19 protein-coding genes are annotated in these 16,430 nt (G+C 59.9%); 8 read left to right on the top strand and 11 right to left on the bottom strand.

The window, feature by feature from the left end:
- Positions 1-60: 60 nt before the first annotated feature.
- The 6 genes from G502_RS0117140 to G502_RS0117165 form a co-directional block, all read right to left on the bottom strand.
- The gene (locus G502_RS0117140) at positions 61-501 is read right to left on the bottom strand and encodes an OmpA family protein (RefSeq protein ID WP_022729911.1); all 441 of its coding nucleotides are present in this window, start codon (positions 499-501) and stop codon (positions 61-63) included.
- Positions 502-677: 176 nt separating this feature from the next.
- On the bottom strand, positions 678-1,691 hold the full coding sequence (locus tag G502_RS0117145; RefSeq protein ID WP_022729912.1) for an NADP-dependent oxidoreductase: 1,014 nt from the start codon (positions 1,689-1,691) through the stop codon (positions 678-680).
- A gap of 87 nt (positions 1,692-1,778) precedes the next feature.
- Positions 1,779-2,798 (bottom strand): tRNA dihydrouridine(20/20a) synthase DusA, encoded by a 1,020-nt coding sequence (gene dusA, locus G502_RS0117150; protein WP_022729913.1) that lies wholly within the window; start codon positions 2,796-2,798, stop codon positions 1,779-1,781.
- A 166-nt stretch (positions 2,799-2,964) separates the two neighbouring features.
- The gene (locus G502_RS21000; RefSeq protein ID WP_022729914.1) at positions 2,965-3,855 is read right to left on the bottom strand and encodes a CopD family protein; all 891 of its coding nucleotides are present in this window, start codon (positions 3,853-3,855) and stop codon (positions 2,965-2,967) included.
- 8 nt (positions 3,856-3,863) lie between these two features.
- A complete protein-coding gene (locus tag G502_RS21005) occupies positions 3,864-4,244 on the bottom strand; it encodes a copper resistance CopC family protein (protein WP_022729915.1) in 381 nt (126 codons plus the stop codon).
- A gap of 133 nt (positions 4,245-4,377) precedes the next feature.
- The gene (locus G502_RS0117165; RefSeq protein WP_022729916.1) at positions 4,378-4,986 is read right to left on the bottom strand and encodes a hypothetical protein; all 609 of its coding nucleotides are present in this window, start codon (positions 4,984-4,986) and stop codon (positions 4,378-4,380) included.
- Between the two features lie 60 nt (positions 4,987-5,046).
- On the opposite strand from G502_RS0117165, the gene G502_RS22340 reads away from it, so the two are divergent.
- Positions 5,047-5,214, top strand: coding sequence for a hypothetical protein (locus G502_RS22340; RefSeq protein WP_211217864.1), 168 nt, complete (start codon positions 5,047-5,049; stop codon positions 5,212-5,214).
- 5 nt (positions 5,215-5,219) lie between these two features.
- Here G502_RS22340 and G502_RS0117175 read toward each other — a convergent pair whose 3' ends face one another.
- Positions 5,220-5,861 carry a gamma-glutamylcyclotransferase family protein gene (locus G502_RS0117175; protein ID WP_022729918.1) on the bottom strand — a complete coding sequence of 214 codons (642 nt, stop codon included), beginning with the start codon at positions 5,859-5,861 and terminating at the stop codon, positions 5,220-5,222.
- Positions 5,862-6,072: 211 nt separating this feature from the next.
- Here G502_RS0117175 and G502_RS0117180 point away from each other — a divergent pair, with 211 nt between their 5' ends.
- Entirely contained in the window at positions 6,073-6,702 is a 630-nt protein-coding gene (locus G502_RS0117180) for a glutathione S-transferase family protein (RefSeq protein WP_022729919.1), read from the top strand.
- 7 nt (positions 6,703-6,709) lie between these two features.
- Here G502_RS0117180 and G502_RS0117185 read toward each other — a convergent pair whose 3' ends face one another.
- Positions 6,710-7,603, bottom strand: a complete 894-nt coding sequence (locus G502_RS0117185; RefSeq protein ID WP_022729920.1) for a LysR family transcriptional regulator ArgP — start codon at positions 7,601-7,603, stop codon at positions 6,710-6,712.
- 98 nt (positions 7,604-7,701) lie between these two features.
- On the opposite strand from G502_RS0117185, the gene G502_RS0117190 reads away from it, so the two are divergent.
- Positions 7,702-8,304, top strand: coding sequence for a LysE/ArgO family amino acid transporter (locus G502_RS0117190; RefSeq protein WP_022729921.1), 603 nt, complete (start codon positions 7,702-7,704; stop codon positions 8,302-8,304).
- A gap of 40 nt (positions 8,305-8,344) precedes the next feature.
- Here the strand turns inward: G502_RS0117190 and G502_RS21010 are convergent, their stop codons facing one another.
- From G502_RS21010 to G502_RS0117205, 3 genes are all read right to left on the bottom strand, one after another.
- On the bottom strand, positions 8,345-10,672 hold the full coding sequence (locus G502_RS21010) for a mechanosensitive ion channel domain-containing protein (RefSeq protein ID WP_022729922.1): 2,328 nt from the start codon (positions 10,670-10,672) through the stop codon (positions 8,345-8,347).
- Between the two features lie 497 nt (positions 10,673-11,169).
- Positions 11,170-11,613: a VOC family protein gene (locus G502_RS0117200; RefSeq protein WP_022729923.1), complete on the bottom strand. Its 444-nt coding sequence runs from the start codon at positions 11,611-11,613 to the stop codon at positions 11,170-11,172.
- Positions 11,614-11,656: 43 nt separating this feature from the next.
- A complete protein-coding gene (locus tag G502_RS0117205) occupies positions 11,657-12,121 on the bottom strand; it encodes a MarR family winged helix-turn-helix transcriptional regulator (RefSeq protein ID WP_022729924.1) in 465 nt (154 codons plus the stop codon).
- Between the two features lie 87 nt (positions 12,122-12,208).
- Between G502_RS0117205 and G502_RS0117210 the strand changes: the two genes are divergently transcribed.
- The 5 genes from G502_RS0117210 (at position 12,209) to G502_RS0117230 (ending at position 16,416) form a co-directional block, all read left to right on the top strand.
- Entirely contained in the window at positions 12,209-12,946 is a 738-nt protein-coding gene (locus tag G502_RS0117210; protein WP_022729925.1) for a DUF899 domain-containing protein, read from the top strand.
- A gap of 18 nt (positions 12,947-12,964) precedes the next feature.
- Positions 12,965-13,165 (top strand): hypothetical protein, encoded by a 201-nt coding sequence (locus G502_RS0117215; protein ID WP_155957892.1) that lies wholly within the window; start codon positions 12,965-12,967, stop codon positions 13,163-13,165.
- A gap of 29 nt (positions 13,166-13,194) precedes the next feature.
- The gene (locus G502_RS0117220) at positions 13,195-13,932 is read left to right on the top strand and encodes a DUF899 domain-containing protein (protein WP_026989627.1); all 738 of its coding nucleotides are present in this window, start codon (positions 13,195-13,197) and stop codon (positions 13,930-13,932) included.
- Between the two features lie 464 nt (positions 13,933-14,396).
- Positions 14,397-15,710: a serine/threonine-protein kinase gene (locus G502_RS21715; RefSeq protein WP_022729928.1), complete on the top strand. Its 1,314-nt coding sequence runs from the start codon at positions 14,397-14,399 to the stop codon at positions 15,708-15,710.
- A gap of 7 nt (positions 15,711-15,717) precedes the next feature.
- Positions 15,718-16,416: a PP2C family protein-serine/threonine phosphatase gene (locus G502_RS0117230; RefSeq protein WP_022729929.1), complete on the top strand. Its 699-nt coding sequence runs from the start codon at positions 15,718-15,720 to the stop codon at positions 16,414-16,416.
- Positions 16,417-16,430 lie beyond the last annotated feature (14 nt).

Here is a 16,430-nt window from a genome sequence, read left to right on the forward strand (position 1 = left end):
GCCCGCGATTAATTTCCGCGCGCCTGTTTCAATGCGGCGCGTGCATCGCGGTGTGCGCGGTCATTCCGTATCGAGGATCAGGATGCGTCTTTCCATGGCGTGATGTGTCATCTCGCGGGAGTCGCCCGGCAGCAGGGTGACCGCCTTCGCATTCAGTCCGCTGTCCCGCAGGACCTGCACGACCGCCTCGGTGCGACGACGGGCCAGGGCCTTGTTGTAATCGGTGTCTCCAAAGCTTTCCGGCTGTGCGATGACACAGAGGTCGTTGATGTGGTTGGGGTCCTCCAGGAAGGTTTCCAGGCGTTTGCGTTCGCGGGCCGAAAGTTCTGCGGAATCAGGAGCAAAGTTGACCACCATGGGCGCTTCCTGGGGCTGCGCCAGGGCCTTCAGGCAATCTTCCTTGGCGCTGGCCGATAACGGCAGGGCGAAATAGAGCAAAGCGGTCGCCAGAGCAAAGACCCCTGAAAAAGCCAAGAAGCGCATGCGATCAGCCTGTCCCATATTCTAAAAACTATCCTGAAAACGAACCTGTTACCTGTTCCCGGACGGCTAGAGCCGGCAGAGAGGATTGCTGTACAAGGCTGTCCATGCAAGCCCGGGAATGCGGCAGCGTTAAGGCGTTTTGATGGAAAGGCTGGATTCAGGGCTTGGCAGTGAGGGCAAGTACAGCCGTGGGGTCAGGAGTCATCAAGCCTGACAAGCATCTTGCCCGTATTCTCACCCCGGAAAAGGCCGGTGAAGGCTTCAGGAGCGTTCTCCAGGCCATTGACGACCGTCTCGCGCCAGGTGATCTGGCCGTCCGCGATCCACTGCGACATTTCCCGTGTGAAGTCCGGCAAGAGGTCGAAGTGATCCCGCACGATCATGCCCTGCAGCTTGATGCGCTTCGCCACCGCCTGGAAGAGATTCCGGACCCCCGGCAGGTCGGGGCCGGCATTGTACTGGGCGATCATGCCGCAAAGCACGAAGCGCGCGCCTTCGTTTGCCAGGGCCAGGGCCGCGTCCAGGTGGTAGCCCCCGACATTGTCGAAATAGATGTCGATGCCGTCGGGGCAGGCTTTGGCAAGAGCGGTCTGCAGGTTCGGGACCGTCTTGTAGTTGATGACCGCGTCGACCCCGGCTTCCTGAAGCAGCCAGTCGATCTTGTCCTGACTGCCCGCCGAACCCACCACGCGGCAGCCGCTAATCCGGGCCATCTGGCAGACGACCGCCCCCACGGCGCCGGCGGCGGCAGAGACGAAAATCGTTTCCCCCGGCTTCGGCGCGGCAATTCGGGTCAGTCCGGCGTAGGCCGTGAGTCCCGGCATGCCCAGCACACCCAAATAAGCCTGGGCGGGAATCGTGTCGGCTTCGATCTTGCGTGCGCCCTCGCCGGCGATAACCGCATGATCGCGCCAGCCAGCAAAGTGCGAGACCAGATCGCCTGCCTGGAAGCGGGTGTCACGGCTTTCGAGCACCCGTCCAATGGCCCCTCCCTCGAGGGCTTCGCCGAGCTGGAAGGGCGGGATATAGCTCTTGCGGTCCACCATGCGCCCACGCATGTAGGGATCGACCGACATCCAGAGATTGCGCAGCAGGATCTGGCCTTCCTTCGGCGCTTCGAGTGGCCGCTCGACCATTTCGAAATTCTCCCGGGAGGGCAGGCCCTCGGGGCGGCTTCTCAAGTGGATCTCACGGGCGGTTACGGTCATGACGTCTCTCCGGGTTTGAGCTCATGTGGACTCGGTCGATGGGGACTGGCCGAAGCCGGAAAGTGGTCGCTGCGCGGAAGGCGCCGGTCAGGCCGTCGCGGCTTCGGCCCTGTCGAAGGCCGGTGATCTGGAGGAAGATGTCATGGCGTCCAGGGCTTCGTTCACGATGTCTGGACCTGCTTCTTCCAGGCGGCGTGCATCGCTCAAAACCTGGCGCCAGCGTCGTGCGCCGGGCTGTCCATTGAAAAGGCCGAGGATATGCCGGGTGATGGCGCGTGGCGGTACACCTTCCTGCTGCTGTCGGTGCAGGTAATCGGCCAGCTGGCGTGCAACCTCTGTCCTGCTGGGAAGGGGCGACGTCTGTGCAAACAGCCGCCGGTCGACGTCGGCCAGGAGCCAGGGATCCTTGTAGGCCGCACGTCCCATCATGACGCCGTCCACCTGATCCAGATGCCTTTCGGCCTGGTCCAGGTTTTCCACACCGCCATTGAGGACGATGGTCAGCTCGGGAAAATCGGCTTTCAGGCGATAAGCCGTCTCGTAGCTGAGTGGCGGAATTTCGCGGTTCTCCTTGGGGCTAAGCCCCTTCAGCCAGGCCTTGCGGGCGTGGATGATGAAGGTCTCGCAGCCGCCGTCCGCTACCCGGGCTATGAAATCGCAGAGTTCTTCGTAGCTGTCGCGGTCATCGACACCGATGCGCGTCTTCACCGTGACCGGCAGTGTCGTCGCAGCTTTCATGGCGGCAACGCAGCGCGCGACCAGGTCGGGCTCGGCCATCAGGCAGGCGCCGAAACGGCCGTTTTGCACACGGTCGCTGGGGCAGCCGATGTTGAGGTTGATCTCGTCGTAGCCATAATGCGTGCCGGCGGCCGCAGACTCGGCCAGAGCGGCCGGGTCGGAGCCGCCCAGCTGCAGCGCTACGGGATGCTCGCCCGGATCGAAGGCCAGATGGCGTTCCGCGTCGCCATAGAGGATCGCGCCTGTGGTCACCATCTCGGTATAGAGCAGTGCCTGGCGCGACAGCATGCGATGGAAGGTCCGGCAGTGCCGGTCCGTCCAATCCATCATCGGTGCTATGCTGAACCTGTAGCTCAGGTCTTCCGGCATTCTACGAACTCGTTCAATTCCTTGGCGCAAAGTGACAGGAGGCGTGACAGATGACAACAATCCGTCGGTAGCTCTGTCCACACGGGCAAGGTCGTTCCAGACCCGGTCGGCGGCCAGGCTCCTCGCTCTCCTGTCTATGTCGGCTTACCCCTCAGTTCAAGGCGGGTCAGTTCAAGACGGGCGGTGCTGCAAGCGTGGTGAAGGTCGCCGTCACCAGCAGGATGGCGATGACGGCCACGATCTCCAATCGAATTGCAGCCCTTAGCCGTGGCCGCGCTCGGCTGTCTCCGGAGAAGAGCGCCGGCGTTGCGCGCAGCTTGTTGTGTGCAGCCAGTCCCAGGAGGAGCGCAAACAACAGCAGCTTTCCGAGAAAGAGTTGCCCGTACGCCGAGGCGATGAATGCCGCGGGGCTTTCGGAGAGTAGCCAGAGAAGGAGCGCGCCTGCCAGGATGAGTCCGGCAACGATGTAGAGGGCGAAGTTCCCGAAACGCTTGGCGGCGGCGGCGAGTTCTTCATCGTCACTGCGCCGGGTCATCACGAGCAGGGGCAGCAGGGCGCCCAGCCAGTAGGTCACTGCAGCGATATGCAGGATAATGAGAAGCTGCGGCCAGGGACTCAGGTCCAGGGAGGCGGGGTGCCCGCCCGGGGAAAAGGAGAGCATGACCAGGGCACTGCCCAGAGCCGCGATCATGTAACCGAAGCCGCGCGCCCTGATCAGCACCCCCGCCACCAGCAACAGGCCGACGATGCGCATGAGGAGCGCCGGGCTTCTGTTCTCGAAAACGACGGAGAGCAGGAAGGGATCGGCGGCGCTGGAAATGCCACCTCCCAGGCGGGCGGCGGTCCAGAGAAAACCGGCCAGGCTGGCCAGAATTCCGGCAGCGGCAAGGCAAGCCGTCCTTCGGTTGATGCCCGTCCTGTCCTCTGCCGCCAAGTGTCGGCCGAAAAGGAGGAGGAACACCAGTCCGCCCGATGCCGAAAGGCCCGTGAAATTGACCGCCGTCTTGAGGGCGATCGTTCCGGCTTGCCAGACGTTGAGCGTCGCAAGGGCATCCATCCAGGCGCTCAGTCGGCCGCAACCGTAAACGAGAAGGTGTCCTGCATGACGTGACCGTCTTCTGGTGAGAGTGCGCTCCAGGAGACAGTATACTTGCCCTCACTCAGGCTGGGCAGGGGCACCGAATGCTCTGTTGCCGCGTTCGAGCTGCGCTCGAACTCGACTGCTATGTCTGCATCTTCCTTGCTGACCTCGACTGAGGTGAAGATGACAGGATTCTCGAACAAGATCTGCAATGTCTCGGGTGCGGACTGGACGGTGGCTCCGCTGGCCGGGGTCGAGCTCTTCAGGGGAGAGTGCGCCTGTGCGGAGTTGGCAGGCATCATCGACAGGGCGGCCGTCATCGACAGGAATGCGACGAAGACCAAGGCAGAATGAAGTATTTGCATGTGTCTTCTCCTGACCCTTGTTCTCTTGGCGTTGGACAATTCCCCAACCTAACACACTACATGAGGAAGCGGGCCTCGGCATCCCGCCTTTCGGCTTGGGCAGGCTCTCCTATTCCGTTCAGCTGCAGCCGCCCTAGAGGTGTTTGGCCAGGAAACGGTCAACCTCGCGTCGGGCGTGTCGGGACGAGATCTGCTGCGAGGAAACGGTCTGTGGCGTGAGTTCGTCGTTGTCCTTCAGATCGAAACTGCGTTTGGCCGCGATCGACATGTCGTCGGCGCCATAGGCGGCCACCACCATAAGCTCCAAACCGCTGACTTTTTCCTTGAGATCCCGTTCGGACAGCCCGGCTTTCCGGGCAGCCCGCTCGATCAGGTTCGAGAAGCAGCCGACATCCATGAAAGCGCCGGGCGCGAGCGGGCCCTGGTGCGTGGTTTCGCGCGGATGTTCGATATTCTCCGCTTGAAGTTCATCAATATCGGTGACGGCTGCGGTCCATTCCTGATCGTCGTTCTTCAATGTGGCGACCAGGCTTTGTATGTAGACCGATTCGGCACTCATGTTGCTTATCAGGCAGTGAGCCTTCACGTCGTGACTGCCGCCACGATTGATCAGCAGCTTGGGCCGGCGCTGGCGCCGGTAGGCAACCAGAAGCAGGTGCAGATAGATCATCCAGACCAGTATCATCGTGACGTTGGTCAGGACGTTGAGTACGTCACTGTATTCCTTGAGCCATTCCAGCATGAACGCTGTCCTGTAGTGGGGGCGTCCAGACAGCATAACGCCAGCATCAGGAAGTTGCGAGTGACGCGGTCTGCGAGCCGCTTGAGGAAGGCACTCGACGACTGGGCGACGGTGGAAACCGACGTCTACGCCGTCTACCCCTCGCGTCGACATGTCGTGGCCAAGCTGCGTGCCTTCCTGGATTTCCTGGTTGCCGAATTCAACTCGGTTTCGCAGCGCCAGCCCTGATGCCGTCAGGAAGCGGCGGAATGGTCGTCTTTTTCCTCAAATGCAACCAGGCGCAGGTACGCCTCGAGGAAGCGGCCAGGATTCTTCCCGAGTTGCAGGCAGCGTGCCTCCATGTGGCTGGGAAGTTGCCCCTGCCGCCCCTTCACACGCGCCAGCAGGTCCTCCCAATACAAATCCAGTTCTTCAGCCGTGCAGACTCTATAGAACTCCATCATCAGCTCGGCGTAGGCCATCAGTTCCGTCTTCTCCTCCCGTGCCCAGCCCTCCAGCGACCAGGGAGCCTCCGAGGCGGGGAAGGTCTGCTCCGGCAGGAAGCAGGCGCAGGGACGTGTGGCGCCCCCTGTCACGACTAGCCGGCGTCCGGGTTGGAACTCCGGCCATTCGAACCAGGCGATGCGATCGAGTGCGCTTTCGGGCAGATCGTGAATCAGCAGGCCCGGGGCCCAGTCTCCGGCGGCCGGCTGCAGAACGGGGTGCGGCCCGTCGATGGCATTCACGACCCGGTAATCCGCAAGCCAGGCTTCATGGTGTGGGATGCGCTTGAGCGACAGGCCGCCGGTCACTACATGGAAGACGTCGGCGTCCTGCAGCGTGCCGAATGAGAACAGTGGATGGTTCCGGAGTAATGCCGTGTCCATCTGTGCCATCGTCCACACCTCTTCCGGCAGGTGGCTCCCTCTTGCTTCGGGCCGTAACGGCGACAGCACCGCTGCACGCTTTCGCGCTGTGCTGTGACCCTCTAAGTTTATGCAGTTGACTGGCCATCAGGCAACATTCGGCGACGCCGAACCGAATAGCCTGTGCGGAAGATGACGCTACTCAGTGGAGGGCAGCAAAAATGCAAGCGAAGGGGGAAGAATGATCGATTTCTATACCTGGACCACGCCGAATGGGCGCAAGGTCTCCATCCTTCTGGAAGAACTGGGTCTCGACTACGAGGTTCATCCGGTAAACATCGGCGAGGGCGAGCAGATGGCGCCCGAATTCCTGAAGATCAGTCCGAACAACAAGATTCCGGCCATCGTTGATCGCGAGAGCGGCCTGACACTGATGGAGTCAGGCGCCATCCTCTGGTACCTGGCCGATAAGCACGGAAAGTTCCTGCCTGATGCGACCGAGGACCGGATGAAGGTCATGGAATGGCTGATGTGGCAGATGGGAGGGCTGGGACCCATGTGCGGCCAGGCGCACCATTTCCTGCATTTCAATCCCGGAAAGTCGGCCTATGCCGAGGAGCGTTTCTCGAACGAGGTGCATCGCCTCTACGGGGTTCTCGACCGGCAACTGGACGGCCGGGACCATATCGTCGGGGATTACTCCATCGCGGACATGGCCTGCTGGCCCTGGGTGTCGCGCTATGAATGGCAGGGTGTCGACCTGGCGGATTATCCCAATGTGCGCGCCTGGTACCGGCGCCTGCTTGAGCGCGACGCGGTGCAGAGAGGCTATCACGTGCCGAGGGTCATGAACGAGATCCCGACAGGCTGAGCGCTTTTCACTCCACTGCGATGGGCTGCAACGTCTCCGCCGCAGCGGCGCGTACGGCCTTGCGCAGGTTGGCCAGGGCCGTGCCGACGCTGCGGCTCTGTTGCCAGTAGAGGGGTACGTCCAGCGGCAGGTTTGCGCGGAGCGGCACCAGACGGCCGCTCTTCAGGTGCTCTGCCACCAGGGGTTCCGGGTTGAGGCCCCAGCCGAGACCGGAAAGTGCGGCGTCGACGAAAGCCTGGGTCGAGGGCAGCCAGTGGGTCGGCAGGGTCAGTTCGCGCCCGAAGGCCTGCTCCAGCCAGTGTTGCTGCAGGCGGTCCTTGCGGTTGAAGGTCAGGCAGGGCGCATGGGCGGCCGCTTCCTCCGTCACGCCCTCGGGAAACCAGTGTGCCATGAAGTCCGGGCTGGCGGTGGCGATGTAGCGCAGGGCACCGAGCGGCGTGCTGTCGCAGCCCTGGACCGCCCGGCCATGTCCGGTGACGGCGCCCAGCACCTCGCCCTGGCGCAGCCAGTCGGCGCTGTGCTCCTGGTCGTCCAGGACCAGGTCGAAGAGGCGCTCCGGCACGGCGGCGAGCGCCGGGATGAACCAGGTGGCCAGACTGTCCGCATTGACGGCGATGCGCAGTGGCAGCTGTGAGCTGACCAGTCCGGCGGCCGGCAGTGCGTCCCGCAGATCCTCCTCAAGCAGGGCAACCTGCTCCACATGCTGGCAGAGGCGCAGGCCGCTCTCCGTGGCGCGGCAGGGCTGGCCGCGGATCACCAGGACTGCGCCCAGTCGTTCCTCCAACAGCTTCACCCGCTGCGAGACAGCCGAGGGGGTCAGCCCCAGTTGCCGGGCGGCACGATCGAAGCCGCCGGTGCGGACGACGGCGGCCAGGGCCGAAAGGAGTGCGTAGTCGAGCATGATTAAGCAATGCTAATCTAGAGATAGAATAATTAGATATTCTGTTTCAGAGCGCAATGCTATTCGAGGCGGCAGTTCCAAGTTTGCGAGGTGCTGCCATGACCACGGCCTTTCTGCCCGGCTTCGCGCTGGGTTTCAGCCTGATTCTTGCCATCGGTTCCCAGAATGCCTTCGTTCTGCGCCATGGCTTGCGCGGCGAGCACTTGCTGGCGATCTGTCTGGTCTGTGCTGTGTCGGATGCCCTGCTGATTTCGGCCGGCGTTGCCGGTTTCGGAGAAATCACCCGGCGCCTGCCCGGGCTCGAGCCCCTGCTGCGCTATGCTGGCGCGGCCTTCCTGCTGGTCTATGGCGCCCGTGCGTTTCACGCCGCCTGGCGCGGGCAGGAAGCCCTGGACCCGGCCCAGTCGACACCGCCCGGTTTGGCGGCGACACTTGGGCTCTGCCTGGCGCTGACCTGGCTGAACCCGCACGTCTATCTGGACACCGTGGTGCTGCTGGGCTCGGTCTCGACTCAGTATCCGGGTGAGCAGGGGCTGTTCGCCCTGGGGGCGATCACGGCCAGCTTCGTTTTCTTCTTCTCGCTCGGCTACGGCGCGCGGCTGATGCGTCCCCTGTTCGCGCGTCCCGCTGCCTGGCAATGGCTGGAGGCGGCGGTGGGCGTGATCATGTGGGCCATCGCCCTGCAGCTGGTGCTCGGATGAAATCCTCAGTCAGGTTTCAAAGAACCTTTCCATGCCCAAGTCATTTCTCCTTTTCACTCGTCGAGTCCGCGTCCTCCGCCTCCGTGACCGCATTTTCGAACTCTTCCCCGGGGTTTACTTTGGAAACCGATGCAAGGGCCGCCTTCCGGTCCCCTGGTTCTTCAGTCGTCAGATCTTCCTCTTCGGTGCTCCGTGCCTCGGCCTCAAGTTGCATCAGGCGCAATGGTGGGGCGTTTCCGTCCTTGTTCTCGCCGAAATAGAGGGTCATGTGCGGGAAGGGTATCTCGATACCGGCGGCCTCGAAGTGTTTCTTGACCAGCTGGTTGTAGGCGCGTCCCACGCCCCACTGCATGCCAGGTTCGGTCTTGATGCGAACGCGAATCTTCACCGAAGAATCGTCGAGTGCGATCACACCGAAAACTTCCAGATCATCGATCAGGCTGGGGGCAATATCGGTGTCTGTGCGCAGTTCCTCGTACGCTTCCTGCAGGCGCGCAACGGCATGGTCGACATCTTCCCGATAGGCGATCCTGTATTCACCGACATGATATCCGAAATCGCGCATGAAGTTGCTGATGTAGTCGACCTGAGCAAATGAAACGAGATGGTAGGTTCCGTGCAGGTCGCGAATTCCGGCAGATCGGATCGTCAACTTCTCCACGGTTCCGGTGATGCCGGACACCGTGACCACATCCCCCACGTTGAGCGCGTTTTCCAGCTGGATAAACACTCCCGTGATCACATCCTGGACCATGCGCTGCGCACCGAAACCGATGGCCAGGCCCAGGACGCCTGCACCAGCGAGCAGAGGGCCGATGTCGAGGCCGATTTCCGACAGCACGATCATCACTGTCAGAATGGTCAGGATGACCGCGAAGGCATTGCGGAATATGGCAAGCAGCGTGCGTTCACGTGGACTGGCCTGTCGTCCTGACAGCTCCAGGTCCGGGTTGAGCCGGTGTTCGACCCAGGATGCAACGGCGAGCCAGAGGAGCATCGCGACAAGCAGGATCAGTCCGATCGTGATCAGCACACTGAGAAGGTCACCACCGCCCCCTTCACGCAGCCAGTACGCTAGGTCGAATATGTCCCATGCGTGGAGCAGGACGAGCAGGACAGTGGCGAAGACGATCACACGCACAATGCGCAGGACGGTTGGCACGTAAGCGTTGAGCCTCTGTTCCAGCATCGGCAGGTTGCGGCGCATGTCATCCGACAGGTGCACGCCAATGGAGATGACGCGACCAAGCGCGAAGCTTACGGCTATTCCCAACAGCACCACCACGATGCTTTCCACAGTGGCGGTTAACATGAAAGGCAAGGCGTCATCCGGGTGCAGGATCGAAACGACAAACACCGCCGCGAAATAGATTATGGCGATCAGATGCCAGCACCGGGAAAGCATGAAAAGGAGTGAGCGCGTAAAGGTCACATCGTTACGCCGGGCTTGATCATAAAGCCAGTTGCCGATGGGCTTTCTGTTCTGCAGGACCAGGACCACGGCCATGAGAAGAACCGCGGCACCGATCAGGACAGCAAGCGCATGCCCTAGTTCGTCGGACAGGTTGTGCTGGACAATCGGAACCAGAAGGAGCAGCCCGTAGCCGAGGACACTCACAAGGCGCCCAAGCCAGGCATACCAGTAGGCAGCATCCTCATCGTTGATGCGAAGAAGACGAAGCACCGAGTAGCCTGGAGAGAGGATAAGGCGCAAGCCAACCTTGATGAGCTCGATCAGCAGGAAGGCATTGAGGAACAAGGCATGGCGGTCGTCCATCTGCCCAAATTCGCCGATGACAAAGAGAGCCAGCACGTAGCCACCGACCCAGGCGAGTACAACCGCAAGTGAATCAAGCGTGCTGCTCAGGAGCACGACGGCACCGCGAAGAACAAGTCGGTCCTGAGCCTCCGCCTGTTGATTCAATGAGGAATAAAGTCTGCGTGCTCCGTAACGAAGAAGTATGAATGATACGACCGTAAAAATTATTATAATAGAAAGCTCAAATACTGTAATCCCAACTACAGTCAGGTATTCATCACTTTCTTCCTGGTCAATTTCAATATTACTGACTGTGTCCTCAAGTTCGTCGAGCAGACTGAAAATCAGCTCTGCCGTGGCGCGAGTTGTCTGGGCGATTTGCCGAGACAGGGAAATCTTGTCCTCGGCAGCCGGCGGGTCTGCGGTTGTATCCAGGTCGTCTGCTGTCGCAGGGTCCTGCAGGTTACGCAGATCCTCTACCAGTCGTTCCCGCAGGGCTTCGTCTTCAAGTAGATTCAGCAGGGATTCGTAGTTGCTGGTGGCTTGCTCGGCTTCGGCACTGTCTGGTGACGGTTGCTGAGCTGGCAGTGATCCTGGGAATATAAACAAGAAAGCCGTAATAAAAGTAATAAAAAGTATATTTACTTTACTAAAGTTTACAAAAATCATGGATATCTCGTGCTTTACGGTTTTCGGCTGGTTCAATAATTTCAGTATTTAGTATGCATAAGTAGTACTTTACGCATATTATAAATTAATACATTAATAGAGATTATTTTAAATTCCCTTAACCCCTGTCATCGGTGGTCTTGTTCTCAACGCCTCTGCTGAGACAAGGGTTGGCCAAGGCTGGCCTTTGTGCCGGCCCTCGTGAGAGTTCAGGTGTTTTGGGCCCGGGCATTGATGGCGCGCTCAGGGCGTGACAGGGATACGATTTGCCAGTCGTCCTGCTTCAGGATGCGGTAATGCACGCGGGTTCCACGCAGCCTGTGCGGGCCAGCGGGGCTTCGAGGCCGTGGGTATCTGTCAGGGCGCTGTTACCGGCGAGGGTTGCGGGCAGCCGCCTGTCCTGAATTCTGATACTTTTCCGTGCTGACTGGATCAGCCTAACCGGCTGCGTTCTCGGGGCAGTCCTCGCCCGGGACGATCACCATCCAGCTGACGCCGAAGCAGTCGGTGAGCATGCCGAAGCAGGGCGAGAAGAAGGTCCGGTCCAGCGGCATGCTCACCGTGCCGCCTTCGGCGAGCGTGTCGAACAGGCGCCGGGCCTCGGTTTCGTCGGCGGCGTCAAGGGACAGCGAGAAGCCGCCGAACTGTGGTCGGGCATCGCCACAGGGTGCGTCGGAGGCCATGATCGTGGTCTCGCCGATACGGAAGGAGGTGTGCATGACCTGGTTCTCCTTGCCCTCAGGCACCATGCCGGGCGGCAGGGGTTCGGGAGAATCGCTGTAGCGCATCATGGCCTGCACCTCGGCGCCCAGGGCCTCGCGATAGAAGCTCACGGCTTCCTCGCAGTTGCCGTCGAAGAAGAGATAGGTCTGTACCTGCATCGGGCTTTTCCCTTATTCTTGTGTTGGCGGAAAGATCTTCAGGTCACGAAAGCGCGCGCAGGTCCTCCAGCAGGCTGTCGAGGCCGAGCTCGTTGACGAGCTTGCGGTTTTCCTCCTGGGTGGCGCGCCACAGCGGCATGGCCTCAGCCAGTATCTCGCGCCCCTCATCCGTCAGGGAGAGGCGCCGGCCGCGCCGGTCCTCGGGATCCACCCTGACCTGGACGAGGCCACGCTTTTCCAAGGGTTTCAGGTTGGCTGTCAGGGTGGTGCGGTCCATGGCGAGCAGGCTCGCCACATCCTTCATGGCGGGCGGTTGTGGACGGTTCAGCGACATCATCAGCGAGAACTGCCCGTTGGTAATGCCCAGCGGGCGCAGGGCCTCGTCGTAGCGCCGCGCCACGGCACGCGCCGCCCGCTGGACATGCAGGCAGAGGCAGGAATCGCGAACTTCAAGTGTGGTCTCATAGGGAACACTGTTGTCTTCGGGTGCAGGGGTACTGTTTGACATGGCCTATATATGTTGATATCAACTTAATAGTCAAGTTCGACTTTCCACATAGCCTGCATAACGGCTCTGCCAATCAGGAGAAAGAGAATGCTGCAGAACGCTGTCGTCTCCCGCGAAGAATGGCTGGAGGCCCGGAAGGCCCTGCTGGCGAGAGAGAAGGAACTGACACGCCAGCGCGACGAATTGAGTGCCGCGCGCCGCGAACTGCCCTGGGTGAAGGTGGAAAAGACCTATGTCTTCGAGACTCTTGAAGGGCCGAAGTCGCTGGGCGAGCTGTTCGAGGGGCGTAGCCAGATGATCGTGCACCACTTCATGTTCGGGCCGGGTTGGACCGAGGGCTGCATCGGCTGTTCCTTTGCCGCCGATCACGCCGAGGGTGCGCTGGTCCACCTGGAAAACCACGATGTCAGCTATCTGCGGGTCTCGCGCGCGCCACTGGCCGAACTGGAGGCCTATCGCCAGCGCATGGGCTGGCGCGCCAGGGGGGTGTCGTCCCACGACAGCGATTTCAACTATGACTTCCAGGTCTCCTTCACGCCGGAGCAGCTCGCCAAGGGTGACGTCGTCTACAACTACGCCAAGAGCGGCATCCAGAGCGAGGACCTGAGCGGGCTCAGCGTCTTCTACCGCAATGATGAGGGCGAGGTCTTCCATACCTATTCCACCTTCGGGCGCGGCGACGAGTTGATGGACACCAGCTACATGTTCCTGGACTTAACGCCCAAGGGGCGCAACGAGACCGGTCCGCACTACAACCTGATGGATTGGGTGAAGCGTCACGACGACTACGGGACGCCGGCGGCCCGCGCTGCGGCCGGGGAATGAAGAGCCATGCTCTGTTGCGTGTTTGGAGCCATACTGCTCTCGGTTCTGCTGCTCTGGCGCAAGGGATTGGCCATACTCTCCTCTGTGGCTGGCGGCTGGTTGGCAAGCGGTGTCCTGGCGGCCAGCGCGCTGCTACTCGTTGGCGGATTGTTTCTGCATTTCGCTCCGCAGAGCGTGGCGGGGCCGGCCGCTGAGACGGCGCTTTGCCTGTTCGAATGAGTGCGGAACTTGAGGAGGAAGGGAACACCATGGAACCCGAGAAAGTCGTTTCTCGCGAAGACTGGCTGGCCGCGCGCAAGGCGCACCTGGAGCGCGAGAAGAAACTGACCCGCCTGCAAGAGCAGGTTATGGCGGAACGCCGGCAACTGCCCTGGGTACGCATCGAGAAGGAGTATCGCTTCGAGAGTGAGCAGGGACCGAAGTCCCTGGTCGATCTGTTCGAGGGGCATGAGCAACTGATCGTCTATCACTTCATGTTCGCACCGGGCTGGCAGGAGGGCTGCGACGGCTGCTCCTTCCTGGCGGATCACTTCGATGGTCCGAACCGGCACCTGAAGCACCACGACGTCTCGCTGGTCGCAGTCTCGCGTGCCCCGCTGGCGGAGTTCCTGCCCTTCAAGCGCCGCATGGACTGGCACTTCGAGTGGGTCTCGTCCCATGGCTGCGACTTCAACTATGACTTCGGAGCCTCCTTCACGCCGGAGCAAGTGGCGCAGGGCGAGCCCCTCTACAACTTCGGCACCACGCCCTACCTGGCTGAGGACCTGCATGGGGTGAGCGTCTTTGTGCGCGAGGGTGACGCGGTCTATCACAGCTATTCGACCTATGCCCGGGGCGGCGATGTCCTGCTGGGGGCCCATCACTTCCTGGACATGACGCCCAAGGGGCGCAACGAGCAGAGCACCATGGACTGGGTGCGTCTGCATGATCGCTACGAGGAAACGCCTGAAGAGAAGGAAAAGAGCCATGACTGTTGCCACAGTTGAAAGTAGGGCCGAGCAGGAGATGCGCTTGCACTTCCCGAGGACGACCTGACCGAAGCCGCCGAGGGGCAACTTCTAACCCATATGCCCCGCTACCGGGAGTGCAACGTGGCCATTGTGAAGCGCAAGAAGGCCTCCTACCTCAAACAGCACGGCCACCTTTGCTATGAGGCCTGCGGATTTGACTTTCGAGCGAGATATGGCAAGCGTGGGGAGGGGTCATCGAGTGCCATCACACGCGGCCCGTGTCTGAGCTCGTCGCGGGCGAGACGAAAAATTGGCCGACCTGGTCCTGCTCTGCGCCAACTGTCACCGCATGGTGCACGCGGCGCGGCCATGGTGGACGGTTGAGGAGTTGCGGGCGGGTTTGGCGGCGAGTACTGGTTGACAATTGTAGTAGATTGGCAATGCAAGGTTAGTTCGACCTGAGAGCAACTCGCGAGAACGACAAAATACGCGAGGTGCTTATGCAATTCGATATTGGCAAAGAGATTGGCCGTGGTGGCTTTGGTTTCGTGTATGAAGCAAAGGGCGACGATGGTGGCACCTACGCCTTGAAGAAGCTCAATCCAGCTGCCTTTCCAAAGCAGGACCATCCAATGTTGATCAAGCGCTTTGAACGTGAGGTGCGTTACCAACAACTAGTAGACCATCCAAACGTCGTCCCTGTTGTGGGAGTAAATCTAGATGATGATCCACCTTGGTTTGTAATGCCATTGGCCGAGGGAAGTCTTAAAGACGATTTAGAAGCGGATCATACCCTCGGCGGTGATCCGAAAAAGCCGCTATTTGATATTTTGGCAGGCTTGGAGGCACTGCACCAGATAGGACTGCGACACCGTGACCTGAAGCCAGCGAACGTGCTAAAGCTGCCTCAAGAAGACGGCAGCACTGTATATGCTATTTCCGACTTTGGCCTTACAACGCCCGGCGCTGGACAAACATCAACACTTACTGGCTCAAACATGGCAGGCGGCACGCCACTCTATCGGCCACCAGAGTGCGCGAACAACTTCCGGCGTGCTACCGAACAGGCAGACATCTATTCATTTGGGGCAATCCTTCACGACATATTTTCAGGAGCGGTCAGAATTCCGCACAGCGAGCTAACTGTGGCTGGCCCTCTTGCGCCAATAGTAGATAAATGCACAAAAGCGCATCCGCGGCGGCGGTATACTTCTATAGTGGCGTTGCGCGAGGAATTGTTCGAGGTCCTGGATAATACTGTCGTTGAGTTTTTCTCGCGGGAGGAAGAAGACGTAATTGCTATCCTCAAGGCCAATGACGATCTTTCGGATGAAGAATGGGACCGAGCGTTTAATCTGATTGACAACAATGCCGACAAAGGCGTCTCGAATTCCAACATTATGCGCGCCCTCACCCTCAGTCACATTCAGTCAATTTTCGATAGTTCGCCGGATATGTTTCAAGGCTTGGGCGAACTGTATGCAGAATACGCCGCTAATGGCACTTTCGACTTCGATTATTGCGATGTGATATCGGACAAGGCAGATGTGTTCTTTAGACTGGGAGATCTTAGCCTAAAAGCGAAAATAGCGTTAGCTATGCTAGAACTTGGAACCAGCCATAATAGGTGGGTCGTTGAAAGGCAGTTCATGCGCATGGCGGGTCACGAATGTGAACCCGCGCTTGCTGAGCGAATGAAGATCGAGATTCTTGCTGGCGAATACCCGTTCGCCAGAAGGATGCACCATATAGAACAGTCAATTGACGTGACGCCAGACCGATTGCATCCGACCCTACAAGAACTGCTTGAGTAAGAGCGGTATGAAATTCAAACAGCTCAGCATAGGTGGACCGAAGGGACAGAACCAGGACGCCATCTTGGCACCTATCAAAGTCAAAGACACCTACTGGTGCGCTATTGCAGATGGAGTCGGTTCAGCCAAGCAAGGTGGACTTGCTGCACGCGCCAGCCTTGAGCGAGTAAGTGAGATTGTTGATTCCGAGATCTCAATGTCAGACGTTTTTGCTGAGGTCTCAAGACGACTTTCGGAGCTCTCAAGCGAGTATGATAAACCGATGTCATTCAGTACGACCCTTTCGCTTCTCTGTGTTGGGGGGCAAAGTGCAAGGTTGGGACACGTCGGCGACACTCGCATCACCCACTACCGGGACGGTGGGGTCATGACCCGCACGAAGGATCAGACAGAAGTTCAAAAGCTGCTTGATGATGGTGTTTTATCCAAGAACCAGGCTCGTCGATACCCTCGACGAAATGTACTTCTTTCCGCCATGTCAGCGGGCCGCGACTATGATTTGTTTCAGGCAACTTTCGAAATCGAAAGAGGCGACCGTATCCTGCTAACGAGCGATGGCTTCCACAGCAAATTGCTTCGTCCTCGAATAGCAGAAATCTCATCTTTGAACCCGAGCTTTGACGACTTCTGGCAGGCGTTGGAAGGGTTGATCACCCAGGCGAGTCTGGATGACGACGCCTCCTGCCTCGCCATTGAAGTCGACTAGTAAACGCAAGGATG

The sequence above is a fragment of the Fodinicurvata sediminis DSM 21159 genome (assembly GCF_000420625.1).
GTDB classification, from domain to species: Bacteria; Pseudomonadota; Alphaproteobacteria; order Kiloniellales; family DSM-21159; genus Fodinicurvata; species Fodinicurvata sediminis.